29 protein-coding genes and 1 tRNA gene are annotated in these 23,972 nt (G+C 62.7%); 10 read left to right on the top strand and 20 right to left on the bottom strand.

Going from position 1 to position 23,972, the window contains the following annotated elements; translation table 11 throughout:
* Positions 1-8 precede the first annotated feature (8 nt).
* Positions 9-1,265: a tRNA (N(6)-L-threonylcarbamoyladenosine(37)-C(2))-methylthiotransferase MtaB gene (mtaB, locus tag AC2FNA_RS06235; RefSeq protein ID WP_496825171.1), complete on the bottom strand. Its 1,257-nt coding sequence runs from the start codon at positions 1,263-1,265 to the stop codon at positions 9-11.
* A complete protein-coding gene (gene dapF, locus AC2FNA_RS06230) occupies positions 1,262-2,101 on the bottom strand; it encodes a diaminopimelate epimerase (RefSeq protein WP_496825170.1) in 840 nt (279 codons plus the stop codon). Before dapF ends, mtaB begins: the two co-directional genes overlap by 4 nt.
* Before the next feature lie 209 nt (positions 2,102-2,310).
* On the opposite strand from dapF, the gene AC2FNA_RS06225 reads away from it, so the two are divergent.
* Positions 2,311-2,386 (top strand) — tRNA-Lys (locus AC2FNA_RS06225).
* Positions 2,387-2,429: 43 nt separating this feature from the next.
* Here the strand turns inward: AC2FNA_RS06225 and AC2FNA_RS06220 are convergent.
* Positions 2,430-2,711: a hypothetical protein gene (locus AC2FNA_RS06220; protein ID WP_496825169.1), complete on the bottom strand. Its 282-nt coding sequence runs from the start codon at positions 2,709-2,711 to the stop codon at positions 2,430-2,432.
* Positions 2,712-2,949: 238 nt separating this feature from the next.
* On the opposite strand from AC2FNA_RS06220, the gene AC2FNA_RS06215 reads away from it, so the two are divergent.
* Positions 2,950-4,590 (top strand): sulfatase-like hydrolase/transferase, encoded by a 1,641-nt coding sequence (locus tag AC2FNA_RS06215; RefSeq protein WP_496825271.1) that lies wholly within the window; start codon positions 2,950-2,952, stop codon positions 4,588-4,590.
* Positions 4,591-4,737: 147 nt separating this feature from the next.
* Here the strand turns inward: AC2FNA_RS06215 and AC2FNA_RS06210 are convergent, their stop codons facing one another.
* The 4 genes from AC2FNA_RS06210 to AC2FNA_RS06195 all read right to left on the bottom strand — a co-directional run bounded on the left by AC2FNA_RS06210 (position 4,738) and on the right by AC2FNA_RS06195 (position 7,273).
* Positions 4,738-4,872 (bottom strand): hypothetical protein, encoded by a 135-nt coding sequence (locus AC2FNA_RS06210; protein WP_496825275.1) that lies wholly within the window; start codon positions 4,870-4,872, stop codon positions 4,738-4,740.
* Positions 4,869-5,330 (bottom strand): hypothetical protein, encoded by a 462-nt coding sequence (locus AC2FNA_RS06205; protein ID WP_496825168.1) that lies wholly within the window; start codon positions 5,328-5,330, stop codon positions 4,869-4,871. Before AC2FNA_RS06205 ends, AC2FNA_RS06210 begins: the two co-directional genes overlap by 4 nt.
* Positions 5,327-6,400: a phenylalanine--tRNA ligase subunit alpha gene (pheS, locus tag AC2FNA_RS06200; RefSeq protein ID WP_496825167.1), complete on the bottom strand. Its 1,074-nt coding sequence runs from the start codon at positions 6,398-6,400 to the stop codon at positions 5,327-5,329. The genes AC2FNA_RS06205 and pheS overlap by 4 nt, the downstream gene beginning before the upstream one ends.
* Before the next feature lie 105 nt (positions 6,401-6,505).
* Positions 6,506-7,273 carry an AraC family transcriptional regulator gene (locus AC2FNA_RS06195; protein ID WP_496825166.1) on the bottom strand — a complete coding sequence of 256 codons (768 nt, stop codon included), beginning with the start codon at positions 7,271-7,273 and terminating at the stop codon, positions 6,506-6,508.
* A gap of 71 nt (positions 7,274-7,344) precedes the next feature.
* Here AC2FNA_RS06195 and AC2FNA_RS06190 point away from each other — a divergent pair, with 71 nt between their 5' ends.
* A complete protein-coding gene (locus AC2FNA_RS06190; protein ID WP_234167684.1) occupies positions 7,345-7,947 on the top strand; it encodes a pyridoxamine 5'-phosphate oxidase family protein in 603 nt (200 codons plus the stop codon).
* Between the two features lie 118 nt (positions 7,948-8,065).
* On the top strand, positions 8,066-9,415 hold the full coding sequence (locus AC2FNA_RS06185; RefSeq protein WP_496825165.1) for a flavin monoamine oxidase family protein: 1,350 nt from the start codon (positions 8,066-8,068) through the stop codon (positions 9,413-9,415).
* A 155-nt stretch (positions 9,416-9,570) separates the two neighbouring features.
* Here the strand turns inward: AC2FNA_RS06185 and rplT are convergent, their stop codons facing one another.
* The 4 genes from rplT to pyk all read right to left on the bottom strand — a co-directional run bounded on the left by rplT (position 9,571) and on the right by pyk (position 11,971).
* Positions 9,571-9,936 (bottom strand): 50S ribosomal protein L20, encoded by a 366-nt coding sequence (rplT, locus tag AC2FNA_RS06180; protein WP_093034506.1) that lies wholly within the window; start codon positions 9,934-9,936, stop codon positions 9,571-9,573.
* Positions 9,937-9,951: 15 nt separating this feature from the next.
* Positions 9,952-10,152: a 50S ribosomal protein L35 gene (rpmI, locus tag AC2FNA_RS06175; protein ID WP_234138760.1), complete on the bottom strand. Its 201-nt coding sequence runs from the start codon at positions 10,150-10,152 to the stop codon at positions 9,952-9,954.
* A gap of 120 nt (positions 10,153-10,272) precedes the next feature.
* The gene (locus AC2FNA_RS06170; RefSeq protein WP_496825164.1) at positions 10,273-10,497 is read right to left on the bottom strand and encodes a hypothetical protein; all 225 of its coding nucleotides are present in this window, start codon (positions 10,495-10,497) and stop codon (positions 10,273-10,275) included.
* A gap of 28 nt (positions 10,498-10,525) precedes the next feature.
* Complete coding sequence (pyk, locus tag AC2FNA_RS06165) at positions 10,526-11,971, bottom strand: pyruvate kinase (RefSeq protein ID WP_496825163.1); 1,446 nt, start codon at positions 11,969-11,971, stop codon at positions 10,526-10,528.
* 117 nt (positions 11,972-12,088) lie between these two features.
* Between pyk and AC2FNA_RS06160 the strand changes: the two genes are divergently transcribed.
* A complete protein-coding gene (locus AC2FNA_RS06160; RefSeq protein ID WP_496825162.1) occupies positions 12,089-12,826 on the top strand; it encodes an N-formylglutamate amidohydrolase in 738 nt (245 codons plus the stop codon).
* 126 nt (positions 12,827-12,952) lie between these two features.
* Positions 12,953-13,267: a DUF1244 domain-containing protein gene (locus AC2FNA_RS06155; protein ID WP_496825161.1), complete on the top strand. Its 315-nt coding sequence runs from the start codon at positions 12,953-12,955 to the stop codon at positions 13,265-13,267.
* A gap of 10 nt (positions 13,268-13,277) precedes the next feature.
* On the opposite strand, the gene AC2FNA_RS06150 is transcribed toward AC2FNA_RS06155, so the two are convergent.
* The 5 genes from AC2FNA_RS06150 to dgcN form a co-directional block, all read right to left on the bottom strand.
* Complete coding sequence (locus AC2FNA_RS06150) at positions 13,278-13,733, bottom strand: PaaI family thioesterase (RefSeq protein ID WP_234138755.1); 456 nt, start codon at positions 13,731-13,733, stop codon at positions 13,278-13,280.
* Between the two features lie 174 nt (positions 13,734-13,907).
* The gene (locus tag AC2FNA_RS06145) at positions 13,908-14,768 is read right to left on the bottom strand and encodes a D-amino-acid transaminase (protein WP_496825160.1); all 861 of its coding nucleotides are present in this window, start codon (positions 14,766-14,768) and stop codon (positions 13,908-13,910) included.
* Positions 14,769-14,818: 50 nt separating this feature from the next.
* Positions 14,819-15,664, bottom strand: a complete 846-nt coding sequence (locus tag AC2FNA_RS06140; protein WP_496825159.1) for a DUF6544 family protein — start codon at positions 15,662-15,664, stop codon at positions 14,819-14,821.
* Positions 15,665-15,683: 19 nt separating this feature from the next.
* Positions 15,684-16,649: an N-acetyl-D-Glu racemase DgcA gene (gene dgcA / locus AC2FNA_RS06135; protein ID WP_496825158.1), complete on the bottom strand. Its 966-nt coding sequence runs from the start codon at positions 16,647-16,649 to the stop codon at positions 15,684-15,686.
* Between the two features lie 93 nt (positions 16,650-16,742).
* A complete protein-coding gene (gene dgcN / locus AC2FNA_RS06130; RefSeq protein ID WP_496825157.1) occupies positions 16,743-17,744 on the bottom strand; it encodes an N-acetyltransferase DgcN in 1,002 nt (333 codons plus the stop codon).
* Between the two features lie 297 nt (positions 17,745-18,041).
* Between dgcN and AC2FNA_RS06125 the strand changes: the two genes are divergently transcribed.
* Positions 18,042-19,004 (top strand): L-malyl-CoA/beta-methylmalyl-CoA lyase, encoded by a 963-nt coding sequence (locus tag AC2FNA_RS06125; protein WP_496825156.1) that lies wholly within the window; start codon positions 18,042-18,044, stop codon positions 19,002-19,004.
* 64 nt (positions 19,005-19,068) lie between these two features.
* Positions 19,069-19,689: a hypothetical protein gene (locus AC2FNA_RS06120; RefSeq protein WP_496825155.1), complete on the top strand. Its 621-nt coding sequence runs from the start codon at positions 19,069-19,071 to the stop codon at positions 19,687-19,689.
* Positions 19,690-19,737: 48 nt separating this feature from the next.
* On the opposite strand, the gene AC2FNA_RS06115 is transcribed toward AC2FNA_RS06120, so the two are convergent.
* Entirely contained in the window at positions 19,738-20,319 is a 582-nt protein-coding gene (locus AC2FNA_RS06115) for a PA14 domain-containing protein (RefSeq protein ID WP_234138747.1), read from the bottom strand.
* A gap of 129 nt (positions 20,320-20,448) precedes the next feature.
* Positions 20,449-20,901 carry an Lrp/AsnC family transcriptional regulator gene (locus tag AC2FNA_RS06110; RefSeq protein WP_496825154.1) on the bottom strand — a complete coding sequence of 151 codons (453 nt, stop codon included), beginning with the start codon at positions 20,899-20,901 and terminating at the stop codon, positions 20,449-20,451.
* 72 nt (positions 20,902-20,973) lie between these two features.
* Between AC2FNA_RS06110 and AC2FNA_RS06105 the strand changes: the two genes are divergently transcribed.
* Positions 20,974-21,570, top strand: a complete 597-nt coding sequence (locus tag AC2FNA_RS06105; RefSeq protein WP_496825153.1) for a LysE family translocator — start codon at positions 20,974-20,976, stop codon at positions 21,568-21,570.
* Here AC2FNA_RS06105 and AC2FNA_RS06100 read toward each other — a convergent pair.
* Both AC2FNA_RS06100 and AC2FNA_RS06095 read right to left on the bottom strand, forming a co-directional pair.
* A complete protein-coding gene (locus AC2FNA_RS06100; protein ID WP_496825152.1) occupies positions 21,567-21,758 on the bottom strand; it encodes a GyrI-like domain-containing protein in 192 nt (63 codons plus the stop codon). The two genes, AC2FNA_RS06105 and AC2FNA_RS06100, sit on opposite strands and share 4 nt — an antisense overlap.
* Before the next feature lie 297 nt (positions 21,759-22,055).
* On the bottom strand, positions 22,056-22,886 hold the full coding sequence (locus AC2FNA_RS06095) for an AraC family transcriptional regulator (protein WP_496825151.1): 831 nt from the start codon (positions 22,884-22,886) through the stop codon (positions 22,056-22,058).
* A gap of 122 nt (positions 22,887-23,008) precedes the next feature.
* Between AC2FNA_RS06095 and AC2FNA_RS06090 the strand changes: the two genes are divergently transcribed.
* Complete coding sequence (locus tag AC2FNA_RS06090; protein WP_496825150.1) at positions 23,009-23,971, top strand: acetyl-CoA carboxylase carboxyltransferase subunit alpha; 963 nt, start codon at positions 23,009-23,011, stop codon at positions 23,969-23,971.
* Position 23,972: the final 1 nt, after the last annotated feature.

Raw genomic sequence — 23,972 nt, 5'->3', positions numbered from 1 at the left:
GGGCGCTGTCACGCTGTCAGCGCGTTGCCCGAGGTGCCGGTTATCGTGGCGGTGACGATCTGGCCTTCGGGTTGCGGGGTCTTGAAGTTGACCTCGGTGAATTGCTCGGTGCGGCCCATATGGGGGCTTTCCATCAGGATGCGGTGGCTGCGGCCGACCTGTTCGGCAAGGTGCAGCGCCACACGCCTGTCGCCTGCGTCGCGCAGGCGGGCTGCGCGGTCCTTGATGGTCTTGCCGTTCACCTGGCTGGGGATCCTGGCCGCAGGCGTGCCCTCGCGCCGGGAATAGGGGAAGACGTGCAACCAGGTCAGGTGGCAGTCATCGACCAGCTTCAGCGAGTTCTCGAAATGCGCCTCTGACTCGGTCGGGAACCCGGCAATGATGTCGGCGCCGAAGGTCATATCGGGGCGCAGGCGGCGGGCCTCTTCGGCAAAGCGGATGGCGTCGTCGCGCAGGTGGCGGCGCTTCATCCGTTTCAGGATCAGGTCGTCGCCATGTTGCAGGCTGAGATGCAGATGCGGCATCAGGCGCGGTTCGGTGGCGATGGCCTGCAGCAGGTTCTCGTCCACCTCGATCGAATCGATGGAACTGATCCTGAGGCGCGGCAGGTCGGGCACCAGCCGCAGGATGCGCATCACCAGATCGCCCAGTTTGGGCTCTGCGGGCAGGTCGGCGCCCCAGGAGGTGAGATCGACCCCGGTCAGCACCACCTCGTTATAGCCACGATCCACCAGCCGCTTGATCTGGTCCACTACGACGCCCGCCGGAACGCTGCGCGAGTTCCCGCGGCCATAAGGGATGATGCAGAAGGTACAGCGGTGATCGCAGCCGTTCTGCACCTGAACATAGGCGCGGCTGCGAGTGCCGAAGCCGTCGATCAGGTGGCCGGCAGTTTCGGTCACGCTCATGATGTCATCGACCTGCACCGCTTCGGTGTCGCCGATGAAATCGGCGGCCATGCTCTTCCAGGTCTCGGGCCGCATCTTTTCGGTATTGCCGATCACCGCGTCGACCTCTGCCATGGCGGTGAATGTCTCGGGTTCGGTCTGGGCGGCGCAGCCGGTGACGATCAGGCGCGCGGTGGGGTTCTCGCGGCGCAGGCGGCGGATCTCCTGACGGGCCTTACGCACCGCCTCGGCAGTGACGGCGCAGGTGTTGACGATGACGGCATTATCCAGCCCGGCCTGGGCGGATAGTTCCTTCATCGCCTCGGTCTCATAGGCGTTGAGACGACAACCCAGCGTGGTGAACTTGGGCGCGCTCATCTCAGGCTGGCCAGGAATTCAGGCGTCAGCGTAGCGCTGAAGACATGCATGGTGGGACCGGTCATCCAGACGCCATCTTCGCGCCAGTCGATCCAGAGCGTGCCGCCGTCAAGATCGATCTGCACCTTGCGGCCCGTCAGGCCCCGGCGCGCGGCCGCCACGGCAGTGGCGCAGGAGGAGGAGCCGGAGGCCAGGGTGATGCCGACGCCGCGCTCCCACACCCGCATGCGGATACGGTCGGGGCCGGTAACTTGCGCCACCTGCACATTGGTGCGCTGCGGGTAGAGCGGATGATGCTCGTAGCGCGCGCCGAACTCGGCCAAGGGGATCGCTTCGGCATCGGCCACGAAGAAGGTGCAATGCGGGTTGCCCATGCCGGTGGCAGTCGGGCTGCCCTCGATGGGCAGTTCCAGCGTGTCCATCTCTTCGGCCAGCGGGATCTCGTGCCACAAAAGTTGCGGCGCGCCCATGTTGACCGACGTCAGCCCGTTGCCCGCGTCGCGCGCATATAGGTCGCCACGGTCGGTGGTCAGGTGCAGGTCGGTCTTACCGGTCTCGTCCATCAGGTAGCGCGCAATACAGCGGGTGGCATTGCCGCAGGCGGCCGAGGTCGAACCGTCGGCGTTCAGAAACACGAGATGCGCGTCGCCCTTTCCCTGCTCGATCAGCGCCAACTGGTCGAATCCCACTCCGAGATGGCGATGCGCGATACCCCGGGCCAATGCAACTGTGACGTCGACCGGATGCGCCCGCGCATCGACAACGACGAAATCGTTGCCCAGCCCGTGCATCTTCATGAAGGTCATACCGGTGGTCTGCTGTGTCATGGCGGGCATATAACGCTGCCAAGGAACTTATTCCAGCCTGCTGCGTGGATTAGGCAAAAAAGGGGGTTGACCCCCCTCTGCCACCTGCCTAATTAGGCCGCCTATCGGGTCGCTGGACACGCCGGAAACGAAAGCGACACGAGGTGCAAATAAGCCCTTGAACCTGATCGGTGAATTGGCTTAGAGAGCGCCACGGGTCGAAAGACCGGACAGAGAGTGGGCCGTTAGCTCAGTTGGTAGAGCAACTGACTTTTAATCAGTGGGTCGCAGGTTCGAATCCTGCACGGCTCACCACTTCTCATAAATTATCCTCTCCCTGCTTGGGGTTGGTGTCGGATTAGACAAACCTCTTGGGAAGGTTCGGCAAGTCGCGCTCGCCATTCGGGCGGGCGATCAGTTTTTCAATCGCGGAATCGGCCATACCTTCGCGGCCAGCGGCCCTGGTGTAGCGCTGCACGAGGGCCAGTGTTTTGTGGCATGTGACCGTGACGATCTCGTGCGCGGTGGCCCCAGCCTCGGCCAAGCGGCGCGCGCAGGCCTTGCGCAGCCAAACGGGATCTGTTGTTGCTCTCTCTCGTGCACTTCCGCGCTGTTGATACAGTTTCGCGGAACCGAGCATGACGACACAGTTTGAGGCAGTTGTCACACGGTCTCGGCACGAAGCGGATATCCAGTCGCCTATCCTAAGCCAGGCTGCGAAGGGATTGGTGGACAAGATTAAGGCGCAAAAATCCCACGAAAACAGTCGCTTTTCGTTCCAAGGTAGCGTGGCTACACTGTCGGAATTCGAATCCGGGCTGGACGGATGACCAATTTAGACGGCAGAGGCGTGACACACCGTGAATATCCTGTTCATCATGTTCGACCAGTTGCGCTGGGATTACCTGAGCTGTTATGGCCACGAGACCCTGAACACACCCCATATCGACCGTCTGGCGGCGCAAGGGGTGCGCTTCGACCGTGCCTATATCCAATCTCCGATCTGTGGCTCGTCCCGGATGAGCACCTATACCGGGCGCTATGTGCACTCACACGGAGCCAGCTGGAACGGCATTCCGCTCAAGGTGGGCGAGATGACCATGGGTGACCACCTGCGGGCCACCGGCATGGGCTGCTGGCTGGTGGGCAAGACACATATGCGCGCGGACGAGGAGGGCATGGCGCGGCTGGGGCTTGAGCCGGATTCGCTGATCGGGGCGCGAGTGGCGGAATGCGGTTTCGACGTGTTCGAACGCGACGATGGCATGCTGCCCGAGGGGCCGGACGGGTATTACGATCCAGATGGCGCCAAGGAATACAACAAGTACCTGCGCGCCAAGGGCTATGAGAGCGACAACCCCTGGCACGACTTTGCCAATTCCGGGCTCGACGACGAGGGCAATGTGCAATCGGGCTGGTTCCTCAAAAACGCGACCCGCCCCGCCAATATCGCCGAAGAGGACAGCGAGACCCCCTATCTGACCTCCCGCGCGATGGAGTTCATCGAGCAACAGACCGGCCCGTGGTGCTGTCACCTGAGCTATATCAAGCCGCACTGGCCCTATATCGTGCCCGAACCCTATGCGAGCATGTTTGGCCCCGAACATGTGCAGGACGTGGTGCGCAGCGATAGCGAACGGCAGAACGCCCATCCTCTGTTCAAGGCCTTCATGGATACCAAGGTGGGCGAGGCCTTCTCCCGGCAAGAGGTGCGCGATGCGGTGATCCCCGCCTATATGGGGCTGATCAAACAGGCCGACGACCAGATGGGGCGGCTTTTCAAATGGCTCGAGGACACCGGGCGCATGCAGGACACGATGATTGTCCTGACCTCGGATCATGGCGATTTCCTGGGCGATCACTGGATGGGGGAAAAGACCTTCTTCCACGATGCCGCGACCCGGGTTCCGCTGATCGTCTATGACCCGCGCCCCGAGGCCGACGCGACCCGGGGCAGCGTCTGTGACGCGCTGGTCGAAAGCATCGACCTGGCGCCGACATTCGTAGAGGCGGCGGGCGGTAAACCGGCGATGCATATCCTCGAAGGGGAAAGCCTGATCCCGATCCTGCACGGCGCGCGCGACCATACGCTGCGCGATCACGTGATCTGCGAGTACGATTTCTCGGCTTCGCCGATTGCGCATCTGAACGACATCTCGGTGCGACAGGCGGTGATGTTCATGGTGGCGGACAAGAACTGGAAACTGATCCATTTCGAGGCCGACCCGCGCCCGATGCTGTTCGATCTGAAGAACGACCCGCAGGAACTGGTCGATCTGGGCGGCGACCCGGCCCATGCCGATGTGATAGCCGGGATGTATGACAAGCTGTTCCGCTGGACCCGCCGCCAGTCGCAGCGCACCACCCGCAGCGAGGAACAGCTGATCGCCATGCGCACCAAATCCCGCAAGCGCGGGATCGTGCTGGGCATCTATGACGAGAACGAGACGCCGCTGGAACTGACCGTGAAATACCGCGACCGCAAGGCACGGCCCTACAAGGACTATCTGAAGAGGTGAGAGCTGCGTAAGCGCCAGACCGCGGGATGGCGAACCAACGGTTGAGCGGGGCAGTTTATGCCAGCCAAGTCCGGATAACCGTCGAAGGGCGTGCTGGCGGCTCCATATCGCCAGCCCGTGCGGGCGGTCTGGCGCTTGCGCGGCGGCCTATCGGCCTTGGTTCCGCGCTGGCATTTTAGCTGCATCGACCTCGAGCCCCAGAACGGTCAGCGCCTCGGCGATCTCGTCCACGCTGGCGGTGGTGTCGAGGTGGTCCTTCAGCCAGGAGAGGGCGAATTTCATTTTGTTTTCCTGAACATTTCTATTGGATTGCGCGCTTTAGTAGCTTCGATGTCCAGTTTAAGCGAATGAGTGGCAACAACGGATTGTCTTCCAAGCTCCTCTAAACTCGCCCTAACTTCTTGATCTTTCATCAGTTCCAGAAGATCCTTCCCCATAAACCTCTTAGAAAGACCATTAATATACATGAGGTAATCATGAATTTCTGACGAGGTATTCCAGTCGCATATCAAACTCACTTCACTGTATTTTCCGTCAAGAACATCTATTAGGTCTCTGCCTTCAGGCTCAGTCAGCGCTTGCAAACGCGAAGCTTTTTTAGCAGTTCTTAGAAAATCTCGATACAATTCCCGCTTTTCTTTGCGAATTGCGATAGCCTCTTCCACCGAACGGTGCCATGGAAACAGGATCGTTGCTGTCACAAGAGCAACAATCGCTGCTGAAGTTAGCCAGGTGATCACCTACTCAACCCCCCATGCAGGTTCGGCATGTCCAGCGCCGCGAACCCGTAGTGGCGCAGCCAGCGCAGGTCTGAATCGAAGAAGGCGCGCAGGTCGGGGATGCCGTATTTCAGCATCGCCAGACGGTCGATACCGATGCCGAATGCAAAGCCCTGATACACATCCGGGTCGATGCCGCCGGCGGCGATCACCTTGGGGTGCACCATGCCGCTCCCGAGGATCTCCAACCAGTCGTCGCCCTCGCCGATCTTCAGCTGGCCGCCTTCCCAGGAACAGCGGATATCGACCTCAGCCGAGGGTTCGGTGAAGGGGAAATGCGAGGCGCGGAACCGCAGCTCGACCTCGTCGACCTCGAAGAACGCCTTGACGAATTCCTCGAGCGTCCATTTCAGGTTCGCCATCGAGATACCGCGGTCCAGCGCCAGGCCTTCGACCTGGTGGAACATCGGCGTATGGGTCTGGTCGTAATCGGCGCGATAAACGCCGCCCGGACAGATCACGCGCAGGGGCGCGCCGATTTTTTCCATCGAGCGGATCTGCACCGGCGAGGTATGGGTGCGCAGCACATGCGGCGGGCGATTGTCGCCCTCGGCGCGGTGCATGTAGAACGTGTCCATCTCGGCCCGCGCGGGGTGGTGGCCGGGGATGTTGAGCGCGTCGAAATTGTACCAGTCGGTGTCTATGCGCGGCCCTTCGGCAACCGAGAAGCCCATCTCGGCAAAGATCGCGGTCAGTTCCTCGCGGGCCTGGCTGATCGGATGCAGCGTGCCCTGGCGGCGGTTGCGCGCGGGCAGGGTCACGTCCAGCCATTCGCTGCGCAGACGCTCGTCAAGCGCGGCATCGGCCAGCGCCGCCTTCTTGGCGGCCAGCGCAGAGTTGATCTCGTCCTTGAGCGCATTCAGTGCCGGACCGGCGGTCTGGCGTTCCTCGGGCGTCATCTTGCCCAGTTCGCGCATCATCAGGGCCACTTCGCCCTTTTTGCCCACGGCGGCAAGGCGGATCGCCTCGATCGCGGCCTCGTCGGCGGCCTCTGCGATCTGGCCCAGATATTTGGCTTTAAGATCGTCCATGACGGTCCCCTGAATTTGGTCCAGAACCTGCTATCGGCCAATGGGCGCGATTGCAAGACAGGCTGGGTGGTTTGGCCCGGCTGTTTCCCGGATGCCGCGCCTGTCTCAGGTCATGCGCCTCATCATCGCCGCCATGGTATAGGCATTGGCATAGCCCAGATCGCGGGCGACCCGGGCGGCGGGCCTGCCCTCGGCCAGGCCCCGCAGCGCCGCCTGACAGCGCAGCCGTTGCGCCCATTTACCGAAACTCACGCCGGTTTCCATCTGGAAATGTCGGCTGAAGGTGCGGCGACTCATCCCCGCCTCGGTGGCCCAGCCGTCCAGGTCGCGCGGGCTGGCGGGTGTGGCGATCAGCGCGTCGCAGACCCGGCGCAAACGCGGATCGACGGGGTATGGCAGTGCCAGGGGCGAGACCGGGGCGGCCAGCAGCTCGATCAGGATAAGCTGGCTCAGATGCAGGGCGCGGGGCGGCATCGGCCAGGGATTGTCCATCTCGCAGAGTGCCGCGATCATTTGCGCCAACAGCGGCGACACCGTGACCAACCGGCATCGGGCCAGCGCATCCGCACCGGGCAAAGCCGCACGGACATAGAGCGATTGCAGGCGCACAGCGCCAATCATTCGGATCTCGTGCGGCTGCTCTGCCGGGACGATCAACCCATATCCGGGCGGGATGGCATAGGACATGGCCTCCGTCTCGGCCATCATCAGGCCCGAGACCGCATAGATCAGCTGATGCCGGGGATGCCGATGCCGGACCGAGACATAGCCGTCGCGATAGTCGCGCGCATAGCCGACCACATCATGTGGCAGGGACTGCACACGATCCGCCGAGGAGCCCGGCAATTGGAACTGATCGTCAAATTGGCCCATTTGCAAAATCTTTGGCCACATTTCTCAAAAAGGACAAGCTAGGACAGGGGCAATCTGGAAAGGAGCTGCCGATGCGCCCCATCACCGACATGACCGAGCTTGAAACCCTTTACGACGCGGCGGTGCCCGCTTCGCTGACCAAGGTGCGTACAAGGCTGAGCCCGCTTTACCGTCAATGGATCGAGACAGCACGGTTCTGCGTGCTATCGACGGTCGGCCCCGAGGGCACCGATGCCAGCCCGCGCGGCGATGATGGCCCGGTGGTACGCATCGTCGATGACAGCACCCTTTGGTTGCCCGACTGGCGCGGCAACAACCGGATCGACAGCCTGCGCAATATCGTGCGCGACAACCGGGTCAGCCTGATGTTCATGGTGCCCGGCTGCCAGAATGTGGTGCGGGTGAACGGCACCGCCTTTCTGACCCCTGACGCTCAGGCCCGCGCCAGTTTCGAGCGCAAGGGGCGCCAGCCCGCAACAGTCATCGTGATCCAGGTGGGCGAGATGTATTTCCAATGCGCCAAGGCGCTGATGCGCTCGGGCCTTTGGACGCGGGGCGACGAAAGCGGGCTGGTCCCCACGGCGGGACAGTTCCTGCGTGAACAGGACGACGGGTTCGCCGCCGAGGACTATGACGCGGGCTATGCCGAATACGCCAAGTCGCGGATGTGGTGAGCGACTGCGCAGACCAAGAGTTGGAGGGGAGCAAAGACACGCGTCCCAAGTGATGCTAGCATCGACCGAAGGCCGGATCTGCTCGTGCCTGTGAATGTGACAAATGGGCAGCCTCTCCATGACGACCGCATCGACCAGACGTCAGGTTCTCGCAACCATCGGAGGATTGGGGGCGCTCGGCCTTGGGGCACGGGGTGTGCTTGGCCAACCGCAGGGCAGAATTCTGGTTGTCGGCGCCGGGCTGGCGGGCTTGTCGGCGGCCCGCGTCCTGCGCGATGCCGGGCGGACCGTCACTGTTATCGAGGCGCGATCGCGCATCGGCGGTCGCATTCACACCTCTCGCATCTGGCCGGATTTGCCGATGGACCTTGGGGCAAGCTGGATTCACGGCCAGCGTGGCAATCCTCTGACCGCCCTTGCGCGAGAGGCGGGGGCAAGGGTCGTGGCCACCCGCTACGATGCCGCCATCCTGAAGGATGCAAACGGGCGCGACATCGACCCGGACTTCCGTGGCGCCGAGCACATTCTGCGAGGGGCGCTGGCGGAGGCTGATCGGAAGTCGCGTGACATGTCTGTCCTGGACGCGCTGGAGGCTTCCTCCGGCTGGCGGGACGCGGATGCAGCGTTGCGCAGGCTTGTACTCTACCTCGTCAATAGCACGCTTGAGCAGGAATATGGCGCCCCCGCCAGACAGCTTTCAGCCTGGTATGGCCAAGAGGATGCCGAATTCGGGGGGCAGGATGCGCTGTTTCCGAGCGGGTTCGACCAGATCGCTGCGTATCTGGCGCGGGGTCTCGATATTCGACTTTCCACCGAGGTGACCGGGATCGCTCCGGGACACGTGCGCCTTGCGGATGGAAGCCGGATCGACGCCGATGTGATCGTTTGCACGCTGCCGCTGGGCGTTCTGCAATCCGGACGTATCCGGTTTTCCGAACCACTGGCTCAGGATCGCGTTGCCGCGTCCCGCAGCCTGCGGATGGGTCTTTTGAATAAATGCTGGCTGCGTTTCGATGGCATCCATTGGCCAGACGATGTCGACTGGATCGGTTGGCTTGGCCCCACGCCCGGCCTTTGGGGCGAATGGGTATCGCTTGCCCGGACACTGAGGGCACCTGTCCTGTTGGGTTTCAATGCTGCCGATGCGGCGACCGAAGTGGAAAGCCTGAGCGACCGCGCAACCGTCGCGGCCGCTCAGGAGGCGCTCCGTTCGATGTTCGGTTCGGGTTTTCCGGCGCCACTCGCAGCCCAGATCACAAGGTGGGGGCAGGACGGGCACGCGTTAGGCAGCTACAGCTACAACGCCGTCGGCACCGGGCCGTCCACGCGCACGGAACTGGCAGGATCGGACTGGGATGGAAAAATCTGGTTTGCGGGCGAAGCGACCTCTGCTCGCTATTTCGGCACGGCACATGGCGCCATACTGTCGGGGCGGGCTGCGGCCGGAGCTATCCTGGCGACAGATTAATTGCCGGAACAACGAGGTTTGTGGTCCAGCTTCCAAATCAGGGCGGCCGATTGAAGGGGACGATGCCGCAGGCCCGTGTTGGTCTGTTCCATAGAACGAAAAGACCGCCCCGAGGGGCGGCCTTTCCATCACTGTCTCTCGTCTTACGCGAGATATCAGGCGGCCAGCGCGGCCTGTGCCTTGGCGACGATGGCACCGAAGGCTTCGGGCTCGTGCACGGCCAGGTCGGCCAGGACCTTGCGGTCCACTTCGATGCCGGCCAGGTTCAGGCCGTTGATGAAGCGCGAATAGGTCAGCGCCTCGTCGTGGCTGCGCACGGCAGCGTTGATCCGCTGGATCCACAGCGCGCGGAAGTTCCGCTTGCGGGCCTTGCGGTCACGGGTTGCATACTGGTTGGCCTTGTCTACGGCCTGGGTCGCCACCTTGAACGAGCTCTTGCGGCGGCCATAGTAACCTTTGGCAGCCTTGAGGACTTTCTTGTGACGGGCGTGGGTTACGGTTCCACCTTTAACGCGGGACATCTCTCAAATCTCCTCTTAGCGGTCGTAGGGCATGTAGCCCTTGACGATCTTGGCGTCGGGGGCGGACAGGGTGGTGGTGCCACGGGCGTCGCGGATGAACTTGGTCGTGCGCTTGATCATGCCGTGGCGCTTGCCGGCCTGACCTGCCTTGACCTTACCCGTTGCGGTCACCTTGAAGCGCTTCTTGGCGCTCGATTTGGTCTTCATCTTGGGCATTTCCGTCTCCTTTTTGGGTTCGGTTTGCGCGCGACTCGGCATGCCACACCGGCCGGTCGCGCGAATAGAGGCGCCGTTTACGCAGAAAGCGCGTCCGAGGCAAGCGGTTTTTCCGGGGTTTCAAGGGATGAAACGGGCCAGAACCGAAAAGAACACCTCTGGGATCTCGGCCAGGGAATAGCCGCCCGGTTTGGTCCGAACGGCATGGACCGCCATGCCCCCGGCAATGATCAGGGTGACAAAGGCGGCGATCGGGCGGCGGGCCTCGCTATAGGCCGAAACCATGGCCGGAATCGACAATGCGGCCACGACCATGCTTATCACCAGGATCAGATCGGCGTCCATGTCGGGCCCTCCTCCTTGCGGTCGAAGCTTAGCCCGGGTCGGTGTTATAGATCAAACGTTCGTCACAGGGGGCGACCCGAAGGATATTGGTGGTGCCCGGTACGTTGAAGGGCACGCCGGCGGTCACCACGATTTGATCGGTCTCCATGGCGAAACCACCTGCGCGCGCGGCGCGCGCGGCATTCACGACGGCGCCCTTGAACCGTTCCAGTTCCGGGGTAATCACACAGTGACAGCCCCAACTGAGGCAAAGCCGCCGTGCAGTTGCCAACAACGAAGTCATGGCGATGATCGGCACCCCCGGGCGTTCGCGCGCGGTGAGCAGGGCGGTGGTGCCGGACTGGGTGAAACAGCAGATCGCCTTGATATCGGTTTTTTCCGCGATTTCGCGCGCGGCGGCGACGATCCCGTCGGCGATTGTGCTGCCCTTGGCGGTGCGTGAGGCGGCGATGATCTGGCTATAGGTGGGGTCTGCCTCGACCTCGATGGCGACCTTGTCCATGGTCTGCACCGCCTCGATCGGATACTGACCGGCCGCGGACTCGGCGCTGAGCATGATGGCGTCGGTGCCCTCGTAAATGGCGGTGGCCACGTCCGACACCTCGGCCCGGGTGGGCATCGGGCTTTCGATCATGCTTTCCAGCATCTGGGTGGCCACGATCACCGGCTTTGCGGCGGCGCGGCAGCGGCGCACCAACCGTTTCTGGATGGGCGGTACCGCCGCGACCGGCAGTTCCACCCCCAGATCGCCGCGCGCCACCATGATCCCGTCCGAAGCATCAAGGATGGCATCGAATTCCTCGACCGCGGCAGGTTTCTCGATCTTGGACAGGATCGCGGCGCGGCCGTCGGCCAGGCTGCGCGCCTCGAAAACATCACGTGCGCGCTGGACAAAGCTGAGCGCCAGCCAGTCAACGCCCAGCTGGCAGGCAAACTCAAGGTCGCCGCGATCCTTCTCCGACAGCGCCGCCAGGGGCAGCACGACGTCGGGCACGTTGACCCCCTTTCGGTTCGAGATGGTGCCGCCGGTGATTACGGTGCAATCGGCGAAGTCGGGGCCGCAATCGGTTACCTTCAGCCGGATCTTGCCATCGTTGACCAGCAGATGCGCGCCAGGTTCCAGCGCCTGGAAAATCTCGGGGTGCGGCAGGCAGACACGCTTGGCATCGCCCGGCGTCGGGTCCAGATCAAGCCGGAACGCCGCGCCCTCAGACAGGTCCTCGGCGTCGTTGGCAAAGGTTCCTACCCGCAATTTGGGGCCCTGAAGATCGGCCAGAATGGCGATCGGACTGTCCAGATCCTTCTCTACCTGCCGGATGATCTGGTGCTTGGCGCGGATCTCGTCATGGGTGCCGTGGCTCATGTTCAGGCGGAACACGTCGGCCCCGGCCTCGTGCAAGGCGCGGATCGTCTCATAGGTTTCCGACGCCGGTCCCAGCGTTGCCACGATTTTCACTTTTCTCAGGCGACGCATGACCGACCGCTCCCTTGTTCAAGCATTGTTACCGCAAACATCCATCGCGCTCGTTATGGCGCAATTCCCTTTTGTCGGCAACTGTCCTACACCTGCGGCAAACTAGATGACAGGCCCATGACATACACCCCGTTTTTTATCCACGGCGAGGATCGGCGTTCACGCTGGCTGATCACCTGCGACCATGCGACCAACACGGTACCGCCTGATATCTGCGGCGGCGACCTGGGTTTGGCGCGCGAGGACATGGAGCGCCATATCGCCTATGATGTCGGCGCATACGAGGTGTCGCGCCTGCTGGGCGAGATGCTTGAGGCACCTGTGATCGCTGCCAACTTCTCGCGGCTGGTGATCGACCCCAATCGGGGCGAGGACGATCCGACGTTGCTGATGAAGCTCTATGACGGTTCGATCATTCCCGGCAACCGCCACGCCGACGCGGCAGAGCGCGAACGCCGGCTGAACATGTGCTATCGGCCCTATCACAACGCGCTGGCACAGTTGGCATCACGGCCCGGAATGGTGCTGGTGTCGATGCATTCGTTTACCCGTCAACTGCGCGGCCGCGAGCCGCGGCCCTGGCATGTGGGTGTGCTGCATACAGCGGATCAGCGTTTCTCCGATCCCCTGATTGCGCGCCTGCAAGCGGAACGGGACCTCTGCATCGGTGTGAACCAGCCCTATACCGGTGTGCTGCCGGGTGATGCCATAGACACCCACTGTACCGCTTTTGATCGGCCAAACGCTCTGATCGAGCTGCGTAACGACCTGATTGGAGATCATGCCGGGCAACACGCCTGGGCCGAACGATTGGTGCCGATCTTGCAGGGTGCGTTGGTCGATAGTGGTCTCTGACCTTGTGCGGGGGCCGGAAAACGATACGTTTTCCGGGCCGTTTTCCGAGACGGAAAACGGCGCTACCCTCAGATTTGTCGAGACATTGAAACGCGCGCCGTCGCCCTCAACCTCTGGAGCCACGACATGGACAAGCAAACCGAAATCGAAATCCAGGCCGCCGCCTTTCGCCGTCTGCAAAAACACCTGATGCAGGACCGCACCGATGTGCAGAATATCGACCTGATGAACATGGCCGGGTTCTGCCGCAACTGTCTGGCGCGCTGGTACCAGGAGGCGGCCAACGAAAAGGGTATCAAGATGGGCAAGGACGAGGCTCGCGAGATCTATTACGGTATGACGATGGCCGAATGGAAAGCCAAGTATCAGGCCGAGGCGAGTGCCGAGAAACAGGCCGCTTTCGAGGTGGCGTTCAAGGAAAATGTGACCGACCGGGACTGAACCGCGCGCGTCATCCGGTGACGCCGCTGCGTCCGACCAAGGCCATCAGGGTTGCGGTCATGGTGGCAATCGCCCGCTCCTGACCATCCTGCTTCGCATAGGCGGTGGCCGTGGCAACGGTCAGGGTGCGGCCGGGTTTTACCACCTCGGCCCGGAACGCAAACCTTTGGCCCTGGGCCGGATTCAGAAAGTTGGCCTTGAACTCCACCGTCAGAACGGCCGCTTCTTTCTCCATCAGGGAAAATGCCGCATAGCCGCAGGCGCTGTCCAGCACCGTCGAAACGATGCCCGCGTGCAGAAATCCGTGCTGTTGGGCAAAAGCCGGATCATAGGGCATGCTCAACTCGATCCGGCCCGCAGACAGAGCGTCGATGCGGGCGCCCAGTGTCGCCATCACCGGTTGACGCGCGAAACTGTCGCGCACCTTTTGTTCAAATCCGCCAAAACGTGGTTGGAACTCGCTCATTTCGGCCCTTTCCCGGGTGCCTTCGTCTTCGCGACGAACGGCTGTCCGATCAGCCTTGCCCAGCGGTCGCAGAACCGCAAGTGGTGAAGCGGTGTTCCGGGTGGGTGGTCACCCCGGAACACGCAAGAAGCCACCCGACAGGGTGGCTTTGGCAGGCTTCAGGCCGGAACCCTTTCAGATCGCGGTCTTACGTGCTTCATCAATGTAGATCTCGCGCAGACGGCGGGCGATCGGTCCGGGCGTTCCGTCACCCAATGTGACGCCATCGATCTCGACCACCGGCATCACGAAGGCGCTGGCCGAGGTGGTAAAAGCCTCGTCCGCGGTCTTTGCCTCGTCGATGGTAAAAAGCCGTTCCTCGATCTCCATCTGTGCCTCTTGCGCCAGTCGCAGCACCGCCTTGCGGGTGATGCCGTGCAGAATGTCATTGGACAGCGGCCGGGTCACGATCTTGCCGTTCTTGATGAAATAGGCATTGTTCGAAGTACCCTCGGTCACATACCCGTCTTCGACCATCCAGGCATCGTCGCAGCCGGCCTTCTTGGCCATCATCTTCCCCATCGAGGGATAGAGCAGTTGCACCGTCTTGATATCGCGGCGGCCCCAGCGGATATCCTCGATCGAGATGATCTTGGCGCCGCGTTTCGATTCGGGGCTGTCAGCCAGACCGGGCTTGGACTGGGTGAACAGAACCAGCGAGGGCGGCGTGTCAGGCGAGGGGAAGATGAAATCGCGGTCACCGTCCGACCCGCGTGTAACCTGAAGATAGACCAGCCCCTCTTCAATCCCGTTCACGTCGACCAGCTTGCGGTGGATCTCCAACAGCTCGTCTTTGCTACAGGGTTCGGCCATGTCCAGCTCGTCCAGCGACCGCTTGAGTCGTACCGCGTGGCCTTCGAAATCGATCAGCTTGCCATCCAGAACGCTTGTCACCTCGTAAACCGCATCCGCCATCAGGAAGCCACGATCGAAGATGGAAACCTTGGCTTCGGTTTCGGGCAGGTATTCGCCATTTACGTAAACGGTGCGGGTCATGGGATATTCCTCTCGCTCATGCCGCGTCTTGCGGCGATTAGGGGTCTGCGTCAAGTCCGGTCCAACTGCGGAAAGCGCAGGTCGGTGACATCGGCGACGAAAAACGGAAAATAGGCTTCGGTTCCGAAATGGTTGCCCGCCTCGACATGGGTCGGCACGCGGAACCCAGAGAACACACGGCCATCGGATAACACGGCGCCGAACGGCTGCAGCCTCCATGCCTTTTCCGGGTTGGCATTGCTCCAGCGGGAAAAGGCGATCCGGACCGGCGCGCCCGAAGCGTCCACCGTCAACTCGACCGCCTGTTCCAGGCCGTCCCGGGTGATTGTCACCCGCGCTGTCTGCGCGTCGACAGAGTCCCAGGTAACGCCTGGACGCGGCAGGACCGCCGCCGGAGTCCACATAACCGCCTCGGCAGCATAGCGGCCAAAGGCCGAGCGGCGATGGTCGGATGTCCCCCCATAGCGGGCGACCGGCACCAGCCCGGACAGCCAGAACCGGGTCCAACTGCCGGAATCCGACCCTGACAGCTTACGCAATCCGCGCCCGGCCCGCATTGACCAGATAAAGCCATGCGGACTGGCAAGGGTCTGCCGGGCCCTCATCGGCATGTAGCCCGGGTGTTCCTTGTCTCCCATGCCGAACTTGCCCTGCATCTCCAACGCGGCGACAGTGAACAGCTTGGTGCCCGGCGTGATGGCCCAGAGGAAAAATCGGCGTGCAGGGTCGGGAAGATCAGTCACCATCCGAGGGTCGAAACGATCCGGCTCGACAGGCTGAAATCTGGCAAGGCGCCGCGCCTCTGCCACGTCGGCGCGCAGGTCGCGCCAGCGCCAGAGCATCAGGGCAGTCAGACCGACAAGGCACGCGCCCGTCAAGAAGACCCACGCAGTCATCGCCCGCCGCCTCCGACGCTCAGCCCCAGAGGGAGGCGCTGGGCGGATGCACGCCAGCCGCATCGAATTGAAGCGGCGTCTCGCGATCCTCGGCCAGCAGAAGGGGCCCGTCGAGGTCAGTGACCAGCGCGCCCTGCGCCACCAGCGTCGCCGGTGCCATCGCGAGCGACGAGCCAACCATGCAGCCCACCATGATGTCATAGCCCTCGGCCAGCGCGGCGCGACGCAGTTCCAGCGCCTCGGTCAGCCCGCCGGTCTTGTCGAGCTTGATGTTGACCACGTCATACTTGCCCTTGAGCTTGGGAAGGCTGCTCCGGTCATGACAGCTTTCGTCGGCACAGACAGCCACCGGGCGCTCCATGCCGATCAGGGCTTCGTCCTGACCTGCGGGCAGGGGCTGTTCGACCAATGCCACCCCCAGGCGCACCAGATGTGGCGCCAGGTCGGCATAGACCTCAGCAGACCAACCCTCGTTTGCGTCGACAATGATTTTCGCGCCGGGTGCCCCAGCGCGCACCGCTTCAAGACGCTGCATGTCATCCGGAGTCCCCAGCTTGATCTTGAGCAAGGGGCGATGCGCGTTCTTCGCGGCCTGCGCCTGCATCGCCTCGGGGGTGTCGAGCGAAAGGGTATAGGCCGTGATCTCGGGCCTTGGCTCGGGCAGCCCAGCCAGTTCCCACACCCGTTTGCCGGCGCGCTTGGCCTCGAGATCCCAGAGGGCGCAATCGACCGCGTTGCGCGCGGCTCCCGCGGGCAGCAGGTCCATCAGGGCAGTTCGGGTGATCTCGTCCGGCAAGCCGGCGATCTCGGCCTCGACCGACTCGAGCGTTTCATCGTAGCGGGCGTAGGGAACGCATTCGCCCCAGCCCTGATGCACACCGTCGGAGACCCGCACCGTAAGAACCTTGGCCTCGGTCCGCGAGCCGCGTGAGATCGTGAACACCTGCGCCAAACGGAAAACGTCGCGTGCTACCTCGATCTTCATGCCGCCCGTTCCTTTCACTTTGCCTCAAATACTCCCGCCGGAGGCGAGATTTTTCGTCGAAAAATCTCTCGTGCCTCCGCCGGAGGTGTTAGATCACATCGCCGCCAATGCATCCACCAGTTTACCCGGGCCAAAGCGGAACGGATCGGTGGCGGGCAGGCCCATCTCGGCCTCGACGCTGGCCAGATAGGCGCGGGCGTCCTCTTCGCTCATGTGCTGGGTGTTGATCGAAACGCCGACCACCTGGCACGCAGGATTCGCGACTTTTGCCAGCGACAGCGCCATGTCGCGGACGGCCTCCAGCGTCGGCAACTGGTACCCCGGCAAGCCGCGCATATGTTCGCGGGTCGGTTCGTGACACAGGATCAACGCATCGGGCTGGCCGCCATGGACCAGAGCCATCGTCACCCCGGAGTAGGAGACATGGAACAGGCTGCCCTGGCCCTCGATCAGGTCCCAGTGGTCCTCGTCATTGTCGGGCGTCAGCCACTCGACCGAACCGGCCATGAAATCGGCGATCACCGCATCCAGCGGAACGCCGTCGCCGGTGATCAGGATGCCGGTCTGACCGGTGGCGCGGAAGGTCGACTTCATGCCGCGCTCGCGCATCTCGGCATCCATGGCCAGCGCGGTGTACATCTTGCCCACCGAGCAGTCGGTGCCCACGGCCAGGCATCGCTTGCCCTTGCGTTTGACACCATTGGCGATCGGGTACTTGACCGAGGGGATACGCACGTCATGCAGCTTGCGGCCACATGCCTCGGCCACAGCCACCAGGTCGGGTTCATCGCGCAGCAGGTTGTGCAGGCCAGAGGCGAGGTCGAATCCTTCTTCCAGCGCCATCACCAGAACCTTCTTCCAGTCCTGGCTGATCACGCCGCCGCGGTTGGCGACGCCGATCACCAGTGTCTTGGCACCGGCCTCGCGCGCCTGGGCCAGATCCATGTCGGTCAGTCCCAGATCGGCCTTGCACCCGTCCATGCGGTACTGGCCCACGGCGTTCTCCGGGCGCCAATCCTTGATCCCCACGGCGACCTTCGCCGCGAGTTGGTCGGGGGCATCGCCCAAAAACAGCAGATACGGTGTCTCGATCATCCCGGTGCACTCCTTTGATTCCGGTCAAGACTAAAGGTCTTGAAAAACGAGCGTTTCGCGTTGTGTTTGCCGTTGAATCCTCGGGTTGGGCAAATTTTGCATGGATCCGAACTTTGGCGCAAAAATCTTCGAAGTTTTCAAAACGATTACTCTTTAATCACCCTTCTTTGCTGCAAGTGCGAAAGTTGCCGGCGTGAGATGCTGCGACTGCATAAAGATGCTTGCGCTGGATGGCGCAATTTAATACCCCGTTGAGAGGAGAAATCGCAATTTCATTACCTGGCGAAAGGTCTGCCCATGAGTTTCCGCATCCAGCCTGCCGCGCCCGCGCGCCCCAATCGTTGCCAGTTGTTCGGGCCCGGCTCGAACACCAAGCTGTTTGTGAAAATGGCGGCCTCGGCAGCGGATGTCATCAACCTCGATCTCGAGGATTCGGTGGCGCCCAGCGACAAGGACAGCGCGCGCGCGAACGTGATCGAGGCGCTGAATACGATCGACTGGGGCAACAAATACATGTCGGTGCGGATCAACGGGCTGGATACGCCCTATTGGTATCGCGATGTGGTGGATGTGCTGGAACAGGCGGGTGACAGGCTGGACCAGATCATGATCCCCAAGGTCGGCTGCGCGGCGGATGTCTATGCCGTCGATGCACTGGTCACTGCCATCGAACGTGCCAAGGGCCGGACCAAGCCGATCAGCTTTGAGGTGATCATCGAATCCGCCGCCGGCATCGCCCATGTCGAAGAGATCGCGGCCAGCAGCTCCCGCTTGCAGGCGATGAGCCTGGGCGCGGCGGATTTCGCCGCCTCGATGGGCATGCAGACCACCGGTATCGGCGGCACGCAAGAGAACTATTACATGCTGCGTGAAGGGGCCAAGCACTGGTCCGACCCCTGGCATTGGGCCCAGGCCGCCATCGTCGCCGCCTGCCGCACTCATGGGGTGCTGCCGGTGGACGGGCCGTTTGGCGATTTCAGCGATGACGAGGGCTATATCGCGCAGGCCAAGCGTTCGGCGACGCTGGGCATGGTCGGCAAATGGGCCATCCATCCCAAGCAGATCGCGCTGGCCAACCAGGTCTTTACCCCTTCGGACGAGGCGGTGACCGAAGCGCGCGAAATCCTTGCCGCGATGGAAGCGGCCAAGGCCAAGGGCGAAGGTGCCACCGTCTACAAGGGCCGTCTGGTCGATATCGCCTCGATCAAGCAGGCCGAGGTCATCGTGGCCCAGGCGGAACTGATCGCCGCAAACGGCTGACGCTCGAAGATACCTGTTGCAAAGGGCGTCCATCGGGCGCCCTTTGTCATTTGGAGAGGACCATATGGCTGACCTGACCCTGTTCCATACCGCCGAGGTGCATCGCGCCACTTTCGATGCGCTGGCCGCACGGATCGCGCCCGAGGCCCGACTGACCCATGTGGTGCGGCCCGATTGGCTGGCGCGCGCGCAAAACGGGATCGACGCCGATCTTGCGACCGAGGTCACCGCCGCTCTGGCCGAGGCGCCGGTGGCGCTTTGCACCTGTACAACCATCGGCGGGCTTGCCGAGCAGGCCGGCGCTTTGCGCATCGACGCGCCGATGATGCATGTAGCCGCACAAAGCGGTGGGCCGGTCCTGCTGGTCTGCTGCCTTGAGAGCACCAGGGCGCCTTCGACCGCGCTGCTGGAGGCGGCGTTTGCCGCCGAGGGCCGTCCGGCGCGGATCGCTCATCTGGATCTGTCTGACCTCTGGCCTTTGTTCACCGAAGGTGACGGCGACACCTTTGCTGACGCAATCGCGAGGCGCGTGGAACATGCAGTGGCTTCTCATCCGGAACTGAGCGCCGTGGTGTTGGCCCAGGCTTCAATGGCTGGGGCACAGGCGCGGGTGCGGACCGATGTGCCGGTGCTGGCCTCGCCGGAACTGGCGCTGCGCGCCGCGCTTGAGCAAGCAGCAACATGAAAACGGGGCCGCTGGGCCCCGTTGTTCAGAGTGCCCTAGAGCGCAAGTTCAATAACCGAACACGTCGTTCGGGACCCATTTCATGCCTTTGCCCTTTTGCCCCCAGCGCATCATCAGGCATGAGGTATTGAGGCGGTTGAAATAGGTGATGTCGACCTTGTACCAGCCGGCCTGCGGAACCTCGACCTCGGAGACGATGGTGCTGTCGCATGTCTGGCGCCCGTCGAAATGGCCAACCCTCTGGCCGCCGATGCGTGCGTCGATCCCGTCATTGGTGAAGAAGTCGATCTCGTAAACACCCGGAGAATCGAAACGAATATAACCCCGGATCGCGGCGGCCACATTCTCCGCCCGTTTCGAGGTCAGCGTGTTCTCACCTTTGGCGGTGTCACGATAATCGAGTCCGCGCAGTGCCTTGCCGCGCTGCGCGCCCGCCTTGAGCACGCTACGCGCCTCGGCCAGTTGACGGATGTGCTCGCCTTCCCTGGCATATCCATAGCTGACAGACAGGCCACGCTTCAGCCCGCCGGGCTGCGGATTGGCGGGTTGCAGTTTGGCCGGTCCTGCCGACAACGCTCCTGCACAGATCATGGCAAGCCCTGCAAGCGCGCCGATCCAGATCGCTTTCATTTGTTACACTCCCGGTTTTCAGCGTCGCTACCGGTCTTGGCGCCGGAGTTGGGCAACGCATTCGTGATCAGCCTAGGCATCAAATTTTCGTGCGGCAAGGGCCGATACGATCACTTTTTCCCCGCACCCTCAGGCGCGCAGGTCCTTGGGAGAACCCATGACGACATAGGTCGTGATAGAATTCACATGGGGAAGGGTGCCCAGAACATCGGTGTGAAAAGTCTTGTAGCTGGGCAGATCCGCGCATTCGACCCGCAGCAGGTATTCGATGGTGCCGGTGATGTTGTGGCACTCCACAACTTCGGGTGCGCGGGCGACGGCGCGCTCGAACCGCTCTTGCGCTGCCTTGGTATGCTCACCGAGGCCGACACCCATATAGGCGACAAAGCCGATACCCAGCGCCGCCGGATTCAGTACCGCACGGTAGCCGCTGATAACACCCGAGCGTTCCAGCTCTTGAACCCGGCGCAAACATGCCGAGGGCGACAATCCCACCCGCGCCGCAAGGTCGAGATTGCTGATCCGACCGTCGTGGGACAATTCCTGCAATATCTTGCGGTTTATTTCGTCGATCTTCGTCATTGATTGCGAATTTACAGTGAATGGTCGCTAGAACGCAATTTCATTTGCCCTGAGCCGCGCAAGAGTTTGCGCATGACATACGATCTGCTCATCGCCCTTCTGCTCTTTGCCTTTGTCTCGTCCATCACGCCGGGGCCGAACAACCTGATGCTGATGGCCTCAGGCGCCAATTTCGGGTTTCGCCGCTCGGTTCCGCACATGCTGGGGATTGGGCTGGGCTTTACCTTCATGGTGGTGATGGTTGGCGTCGGGCTGGTGCATGTCTTTGATGCATGGCCGTTCAGCTATATCCTGCTCAGATATGCCTCGGTCGTCTATCTGCTCTATCTCGCCTGGAAGATCGCCAATGCCGCCCCGGCCAAGCGGGGGGCAGCGGCGGGGCGCCCGATGACATTCCTTCAGGCGGCGGTCTTTCAATGGGTCAACCCCAAGGCCTGGGCGATGGCGCTGACCGCGATATCGGCCTATGCGCCGGGACAGACGCTGACGGCGGTGCTGGTGGTTGCCGCGATTTTCGGAGCGGTCAACCTGCCCTCGGTCAGCACCTGGACGGTACTGGGCCAGCAGATGGCGCGGTTGCTGACCAATCCGCGCCGCCTGGCAGTGTTCAACTGGACCATGGCCGGGTTGCTTGTTTTGTCGCTCTACCCGGTGCTCTGGCCCGGCTAGGGTCGCAGGGGAATGCACAGATCGGTGCGCAGCGCCTCGGGTGCCGTGTGTTCGGGATCGTCGTGATAAATCTCGAAAGGCGGCGCAAGATCGGGCCAGACCCGCAACCGCTGCAACTCGCGCTCGTAGAGCCTGCGGAACTTGTCCGGTATCTGCTCATAGGCCCCACATGCCGATGCACGGCACAATGACAGGGCCTCTGGCGCCACGGTTCCAGACCCGCAACCTCGCCTGTGTCCCGCGGTACCGCGCATCCGGCAAGATAGACCTGCTGGGATGGTGGGGTTCGGGCCGGGTCGGACAGGTAGAGCCCGACCACGGGCCCCCACCCGCGTGCCCGCCAATCGGGCGGCAGGCAGGAGAGGAGTTGCGAAAATCCCGCGGCCTTCTGCGCATAGGGTCCGATATGGCGAAAGGTGCGCAGATCGAAGCCCGCGAGATGGTCGAGTGAGACATCCAGGCTTTCATTGGTCACGACCAAGGCCTCACTTCAGGGGCAGGCAGATTTCGGTCAGCAGTTCTTCGGGTGGAACCGCGCGCGGATCGTTGAGGTAAATCTCGAAACAAGGGCTGTCCGCTGGCTCCTCGCCCGAACCGGGCAACCAAGTGCCGAACAGAGAATGATAGGCGGCAGCGAGCCCGGAATAGGGACCCTTGTAGGTCATGACCGCCGTTTTTCCGCCCGGCAGGTGGTGCTCTTCCATCCCTTGCGGGATATCCTCGCCGCGCCATGTTCCGCCTGCAAAGGACCGCAGTTCCGCCTCGGGCACGCAGTCGGGGCTGTCGAGATAGACCGCAACCGAGTCCGCGATCTGCGGCCACAGGTTGCGGGACTGGCACAGAGCCGAAAAGCTCTCGAAGCTGCGGCCAATGGCGGAATAGGCGCCGCGATGGTTGACCCCCACCAGGCGGCGGGCGGGCTCAGTGCGGATCTCGACGGGTTGCACTGGATAGTCTCCTGTTCTGAAGGGGGGCAGAGGCGGCAACAACCGATTGGCCCTGCGAAAGGCCGACGGGCTTTGCCCATAGGTCTCGGCAAAAACGCGCGCGAAGGAGACCGGGTTGGGATAACCGACCGAGGCGGCGATCTCGTCCACCCGGGCCCGGGTCTGCACCAGTGCGGTAGCTGCCCGGTGCAACCGCATCCGCCGCACCGTCTGGGCACAGGTCTCGCCAGTCAGCGCCCGGAACACGCGGTGCCAGTGAAACCGCGACATCGCCGCCACATCCGCCAACTGGTCCAGCGACAGGTCGCCGCCCGGATTGTCATGGATGTAGTTCAGCACCCGCAGGATGCGCCCTTCGTAATCTGTCATTGCCTGATGCCTGTTTCCTCTGCCCCGGCAGACTGCCATCGAAGCGTCCCACAAATCTTGCCGAGTTGCATCCTGCGCGCCCTGAGGTCATATAGCGGGAAACTCCGCGACGTGAGGGCACCATGACCCAGTATCTGGATTTCGAGAAACCGCTGGCCGAAATCGAAGGCAAGGCCGAGGAACTGCGCGCTCTGGCCCGCGCCAACGAAGAGATGGACGTGGCAGAAGAGGCCGCGGCGCTCGATGCCAAGGCGGCCAAGCTTCTGGACGAGCTATATCGCGATCTGACCCCCTGGCGTAAATGTCAGGTGGCCCGGCACCCCGAACGCCCGCATTGCCGCGACTATGTCGATGCGTTGTTCACCGAATACACGCCGCTGGCCGGCGACCGGAACTTTGCCGATGATCTGGCGGTAATGGGCGGGCTGGCGCGGTTCAATGACCGCCCGGTCATGGTGATCGGCCACGAGAAGGGCTCGGACACCAAATCGCGCATCGCCCACAACTTCGGCATGGCCCGGCCCGAAGGCTACCGCAAGGCGGTGCGCCTGATCGAGATGGCTGGCCGGTTCGGTCTGCCGGTGGTTACCCTGGTCGATACCGCGGGCGCCTATCCCGGCAAGGGCGCCGAAGAACGCGGCCAGTCCGAGGCCATCGCCCGTTCGACGGAGATGTGCCTGCGCGCCGGTGTGCCGCTGGTCTCGGTCATCATCGGCGAGGGTGGTTCCGGCGGCGCGGTCGCCTTTGCCACCGCCAACCGAGTGGCGATGCTGGAGCACTCGATCTATTCGGTGATCTCGCCCGAGGGCTGCGCCTCGATCCTCTGGAAGAATGCCGAAAAGATGCGCGAGGCGGCCGAAGCGCTGCGCCTGACCGCGCAGGATCTGCTGAAACTGGGCGTGGTGGACCGGGTTATCCCAGAGCCGCGCGGCGGTGCCCATCGCGACAAACCCGCCGCGATGGAAGCGGTACGCACCGCCATCGCCACCATGCTCAAGGAGCTTGAGGGCAAATCCGCCGAGGCGCTGATCAAGGATCGTCGCAAGAAATTCCTCGATATCGGATCCAAAGGGCTGGCCGCATAGG

Source organism: Ruegeria sp. YKSD163, from assembly GCF_059612905.1.
This window is presented reverse-complemented; position numbering and strand designations above follow the sequence as displayed.

Bases quoted from the DNA above. Each gene is read 5' to 3' on its own strand.
- mtaB (WP_496825171.1), bottom strand. From the start codon at position 1,265: ATGAGCGCGCCCAAGTTCACCACGCTGGGTTGTCGTCTCAACGCCTAT.
- dapF (WP_496825170.1), bottom strand. From the start codon at position 2,101: ATGCCCGCCATGACACAGCAGACCACCGGTATGACCTTCATGAAGATG.
- AC2FNA_RS06220 (WP_496825169.1), bottom strand. From the start codon at position 2,711: ATGCTCGGTTCCGCGAAACTGTATCAACAGCGCGGAAGTGCACGAGAG.
- AC2FNA_RS06215 (WP_496825271.1), top strand. From the start codon at position 2,950: ATGTTCGACCAGTTGCGCTGGGATTACCTGAGCTGTTATGGCCACGAG.
- AC2FNA_RS06210 (WP_496825275.1), bottom strand. From the start codon at position 4,872: ATGAAATTCGCCCTCTCCTGGCTGAAGGACCACCTCGACACCACCGCC.
- pheS (WP_496825167.1), bottom strand. From the start codon at position 6,400: ATGGACGATCTTAAAGCCAAATATCTGGGCCAGATCGCAGAGGCCGCC.
- AC2FNA_RS06195 (WP_496825166.1), bottom strand. From the start codon at position 7,273: ATGGGCCAATTTGACGATCAGTTCCAATTGCCGGGCTCCTCGGCGGAT.
- AC2FNA_RS06190 (WP_234167684.1), top strand. From the start codon at position 7,345: ATGCGCCCCATCACCGACATGACCGAGCTTGAAACCCTTTACGACGCG.
- AC2FNA_RS06185 (WP_496825165.1), top strand. From the start codon at position 8,066: ATGACGACCGCATCGACCAGACGTCAGGTTCTCGCAACCATCGGAGGA.
- rplT (WP_093034506.1), bottom strand. From the start codon at position 9,936: ATGTCCCGCGTTAAAGGTGGAACCGTAACCCACGCCCGTCACAAGAAA.
- rpmI (WP_234138760.1), bottom strand. From the start codon at position 10,152: ATGCCCAAGATGAAGACCAAATCGAGCGCCAAGAAGCGCTTCAAGGTG.
- AC2FNA_RS06170 (WP_496825164.1), bottom strand. From the start codon at position 10,497: ATGGACGCCGATCTGATCCTGGTGATAAGCATGGTCGTGGCCGCATTG.
- pyk (WP_496825163.1), bottom strand. From the start codon at position 11,971: ATGCGTCGCCTGAGAAAAGTGAAAATCGTGGCAACGCTGGGACCGGCG.
- AC2FNA_RS06160 (WP_496825162.1), top strand. From the start codon at position 12,089: ATGACATACACCCCGTTTTTTATCCACGGCGAGGATCGGCGTTCACGC.
- AC2FNA_RS06155 (WP_496825161.1), top strand. From the start codon at position 12,953: ATGGACAAGCAAACCGAAATCGAAATCCAGGCCGCCGCCTTTCGCCGT.
- AC2FNA_RS06150 (WP_234138755.1), bottom strand. From the start codon at position 13,733: ATGAGCGAGTTCCAACCACGTTTTGGCGGATTTGAACAAAAGGTGCGC.
- AC2FNA_RS06145 (WP_496825160.1), bottom strand. From the start codon at position 14,768: ATGACCCGCACCGTTTACGTAAATGGCGAATACCTGCCCGAAACCGAA.
- AC2FNA_RS06140 (WP_496825159.1), bottom strand. From the start codon at position 15,664: ATGACTGCGTGGGTCTTCTTGACGGGCGCGTGCCTTGTCGGTCTGACT.
- dgcA (WP_496825158.1), bottom strand. From the start codon at position 16,649: ATGAAGATCGAGGTAGCACGCGACGTTTTCCGTTTGGCGCAGGTGTTC.
- dgcN (WP_496825157.1), bottom strand. From the start codon at position 17,744: ATGATCGAGACACCGTATCTGCTGTTTTTGGGCGATGCCCCCGACCAA.
- AC2FNA_RS06125 (WP_496825156.1), top strand. From the start codon at position 18,042: ATGAGTTTCCGCATCCAGCCTGCCGCGCCCGCGCGCCCCAATCGTTGC.
- AC2FNA_RS06120 (WP_496825155.1), top strand. From the start codon at position 19,069: ATGGCTGACCTGACCCTGTTCCATACCGCCGAGGTGCATCGCGCCACT.
- AC2FNA_RS06115 (WP_234138747.1), bottom strand. From the start codon at position 20,319: ATGAAAGCGATCTGGATCGGCGCGCTTGCAGGGCTTGCCATGATCTGT.
- AC2FNA_RS06110 (WP_496825154.1), bottom strand. From the start codon at position 20,901: ATGACGAAGATCGACGAAATAAACCGCAAGATATTGCAGGAATTGTCC.
- AC2FNA_RS06105 (WP_496825153.1), top strand. From the start codon at position 20,974: ATGACATACGATCTGCTCATCGCCCTTCTGCTCTTTGCCTTTGTCTCG.
- AC2FNA_RS06095 (WP_496825151.1), bottom strand. From the start codon at position 22,886: ATGACAGATTACGAAGGGCGCATCCTGCGGGTGCTGAACTACATCCAT.
- AC2FNA_RS06090 (WP_496825150.1), top strand. From the start codon at position 23,009: ATGACCCAGTATCTGGATTTCGAGAAACCGCTGGCCGAAATCGAAGGC.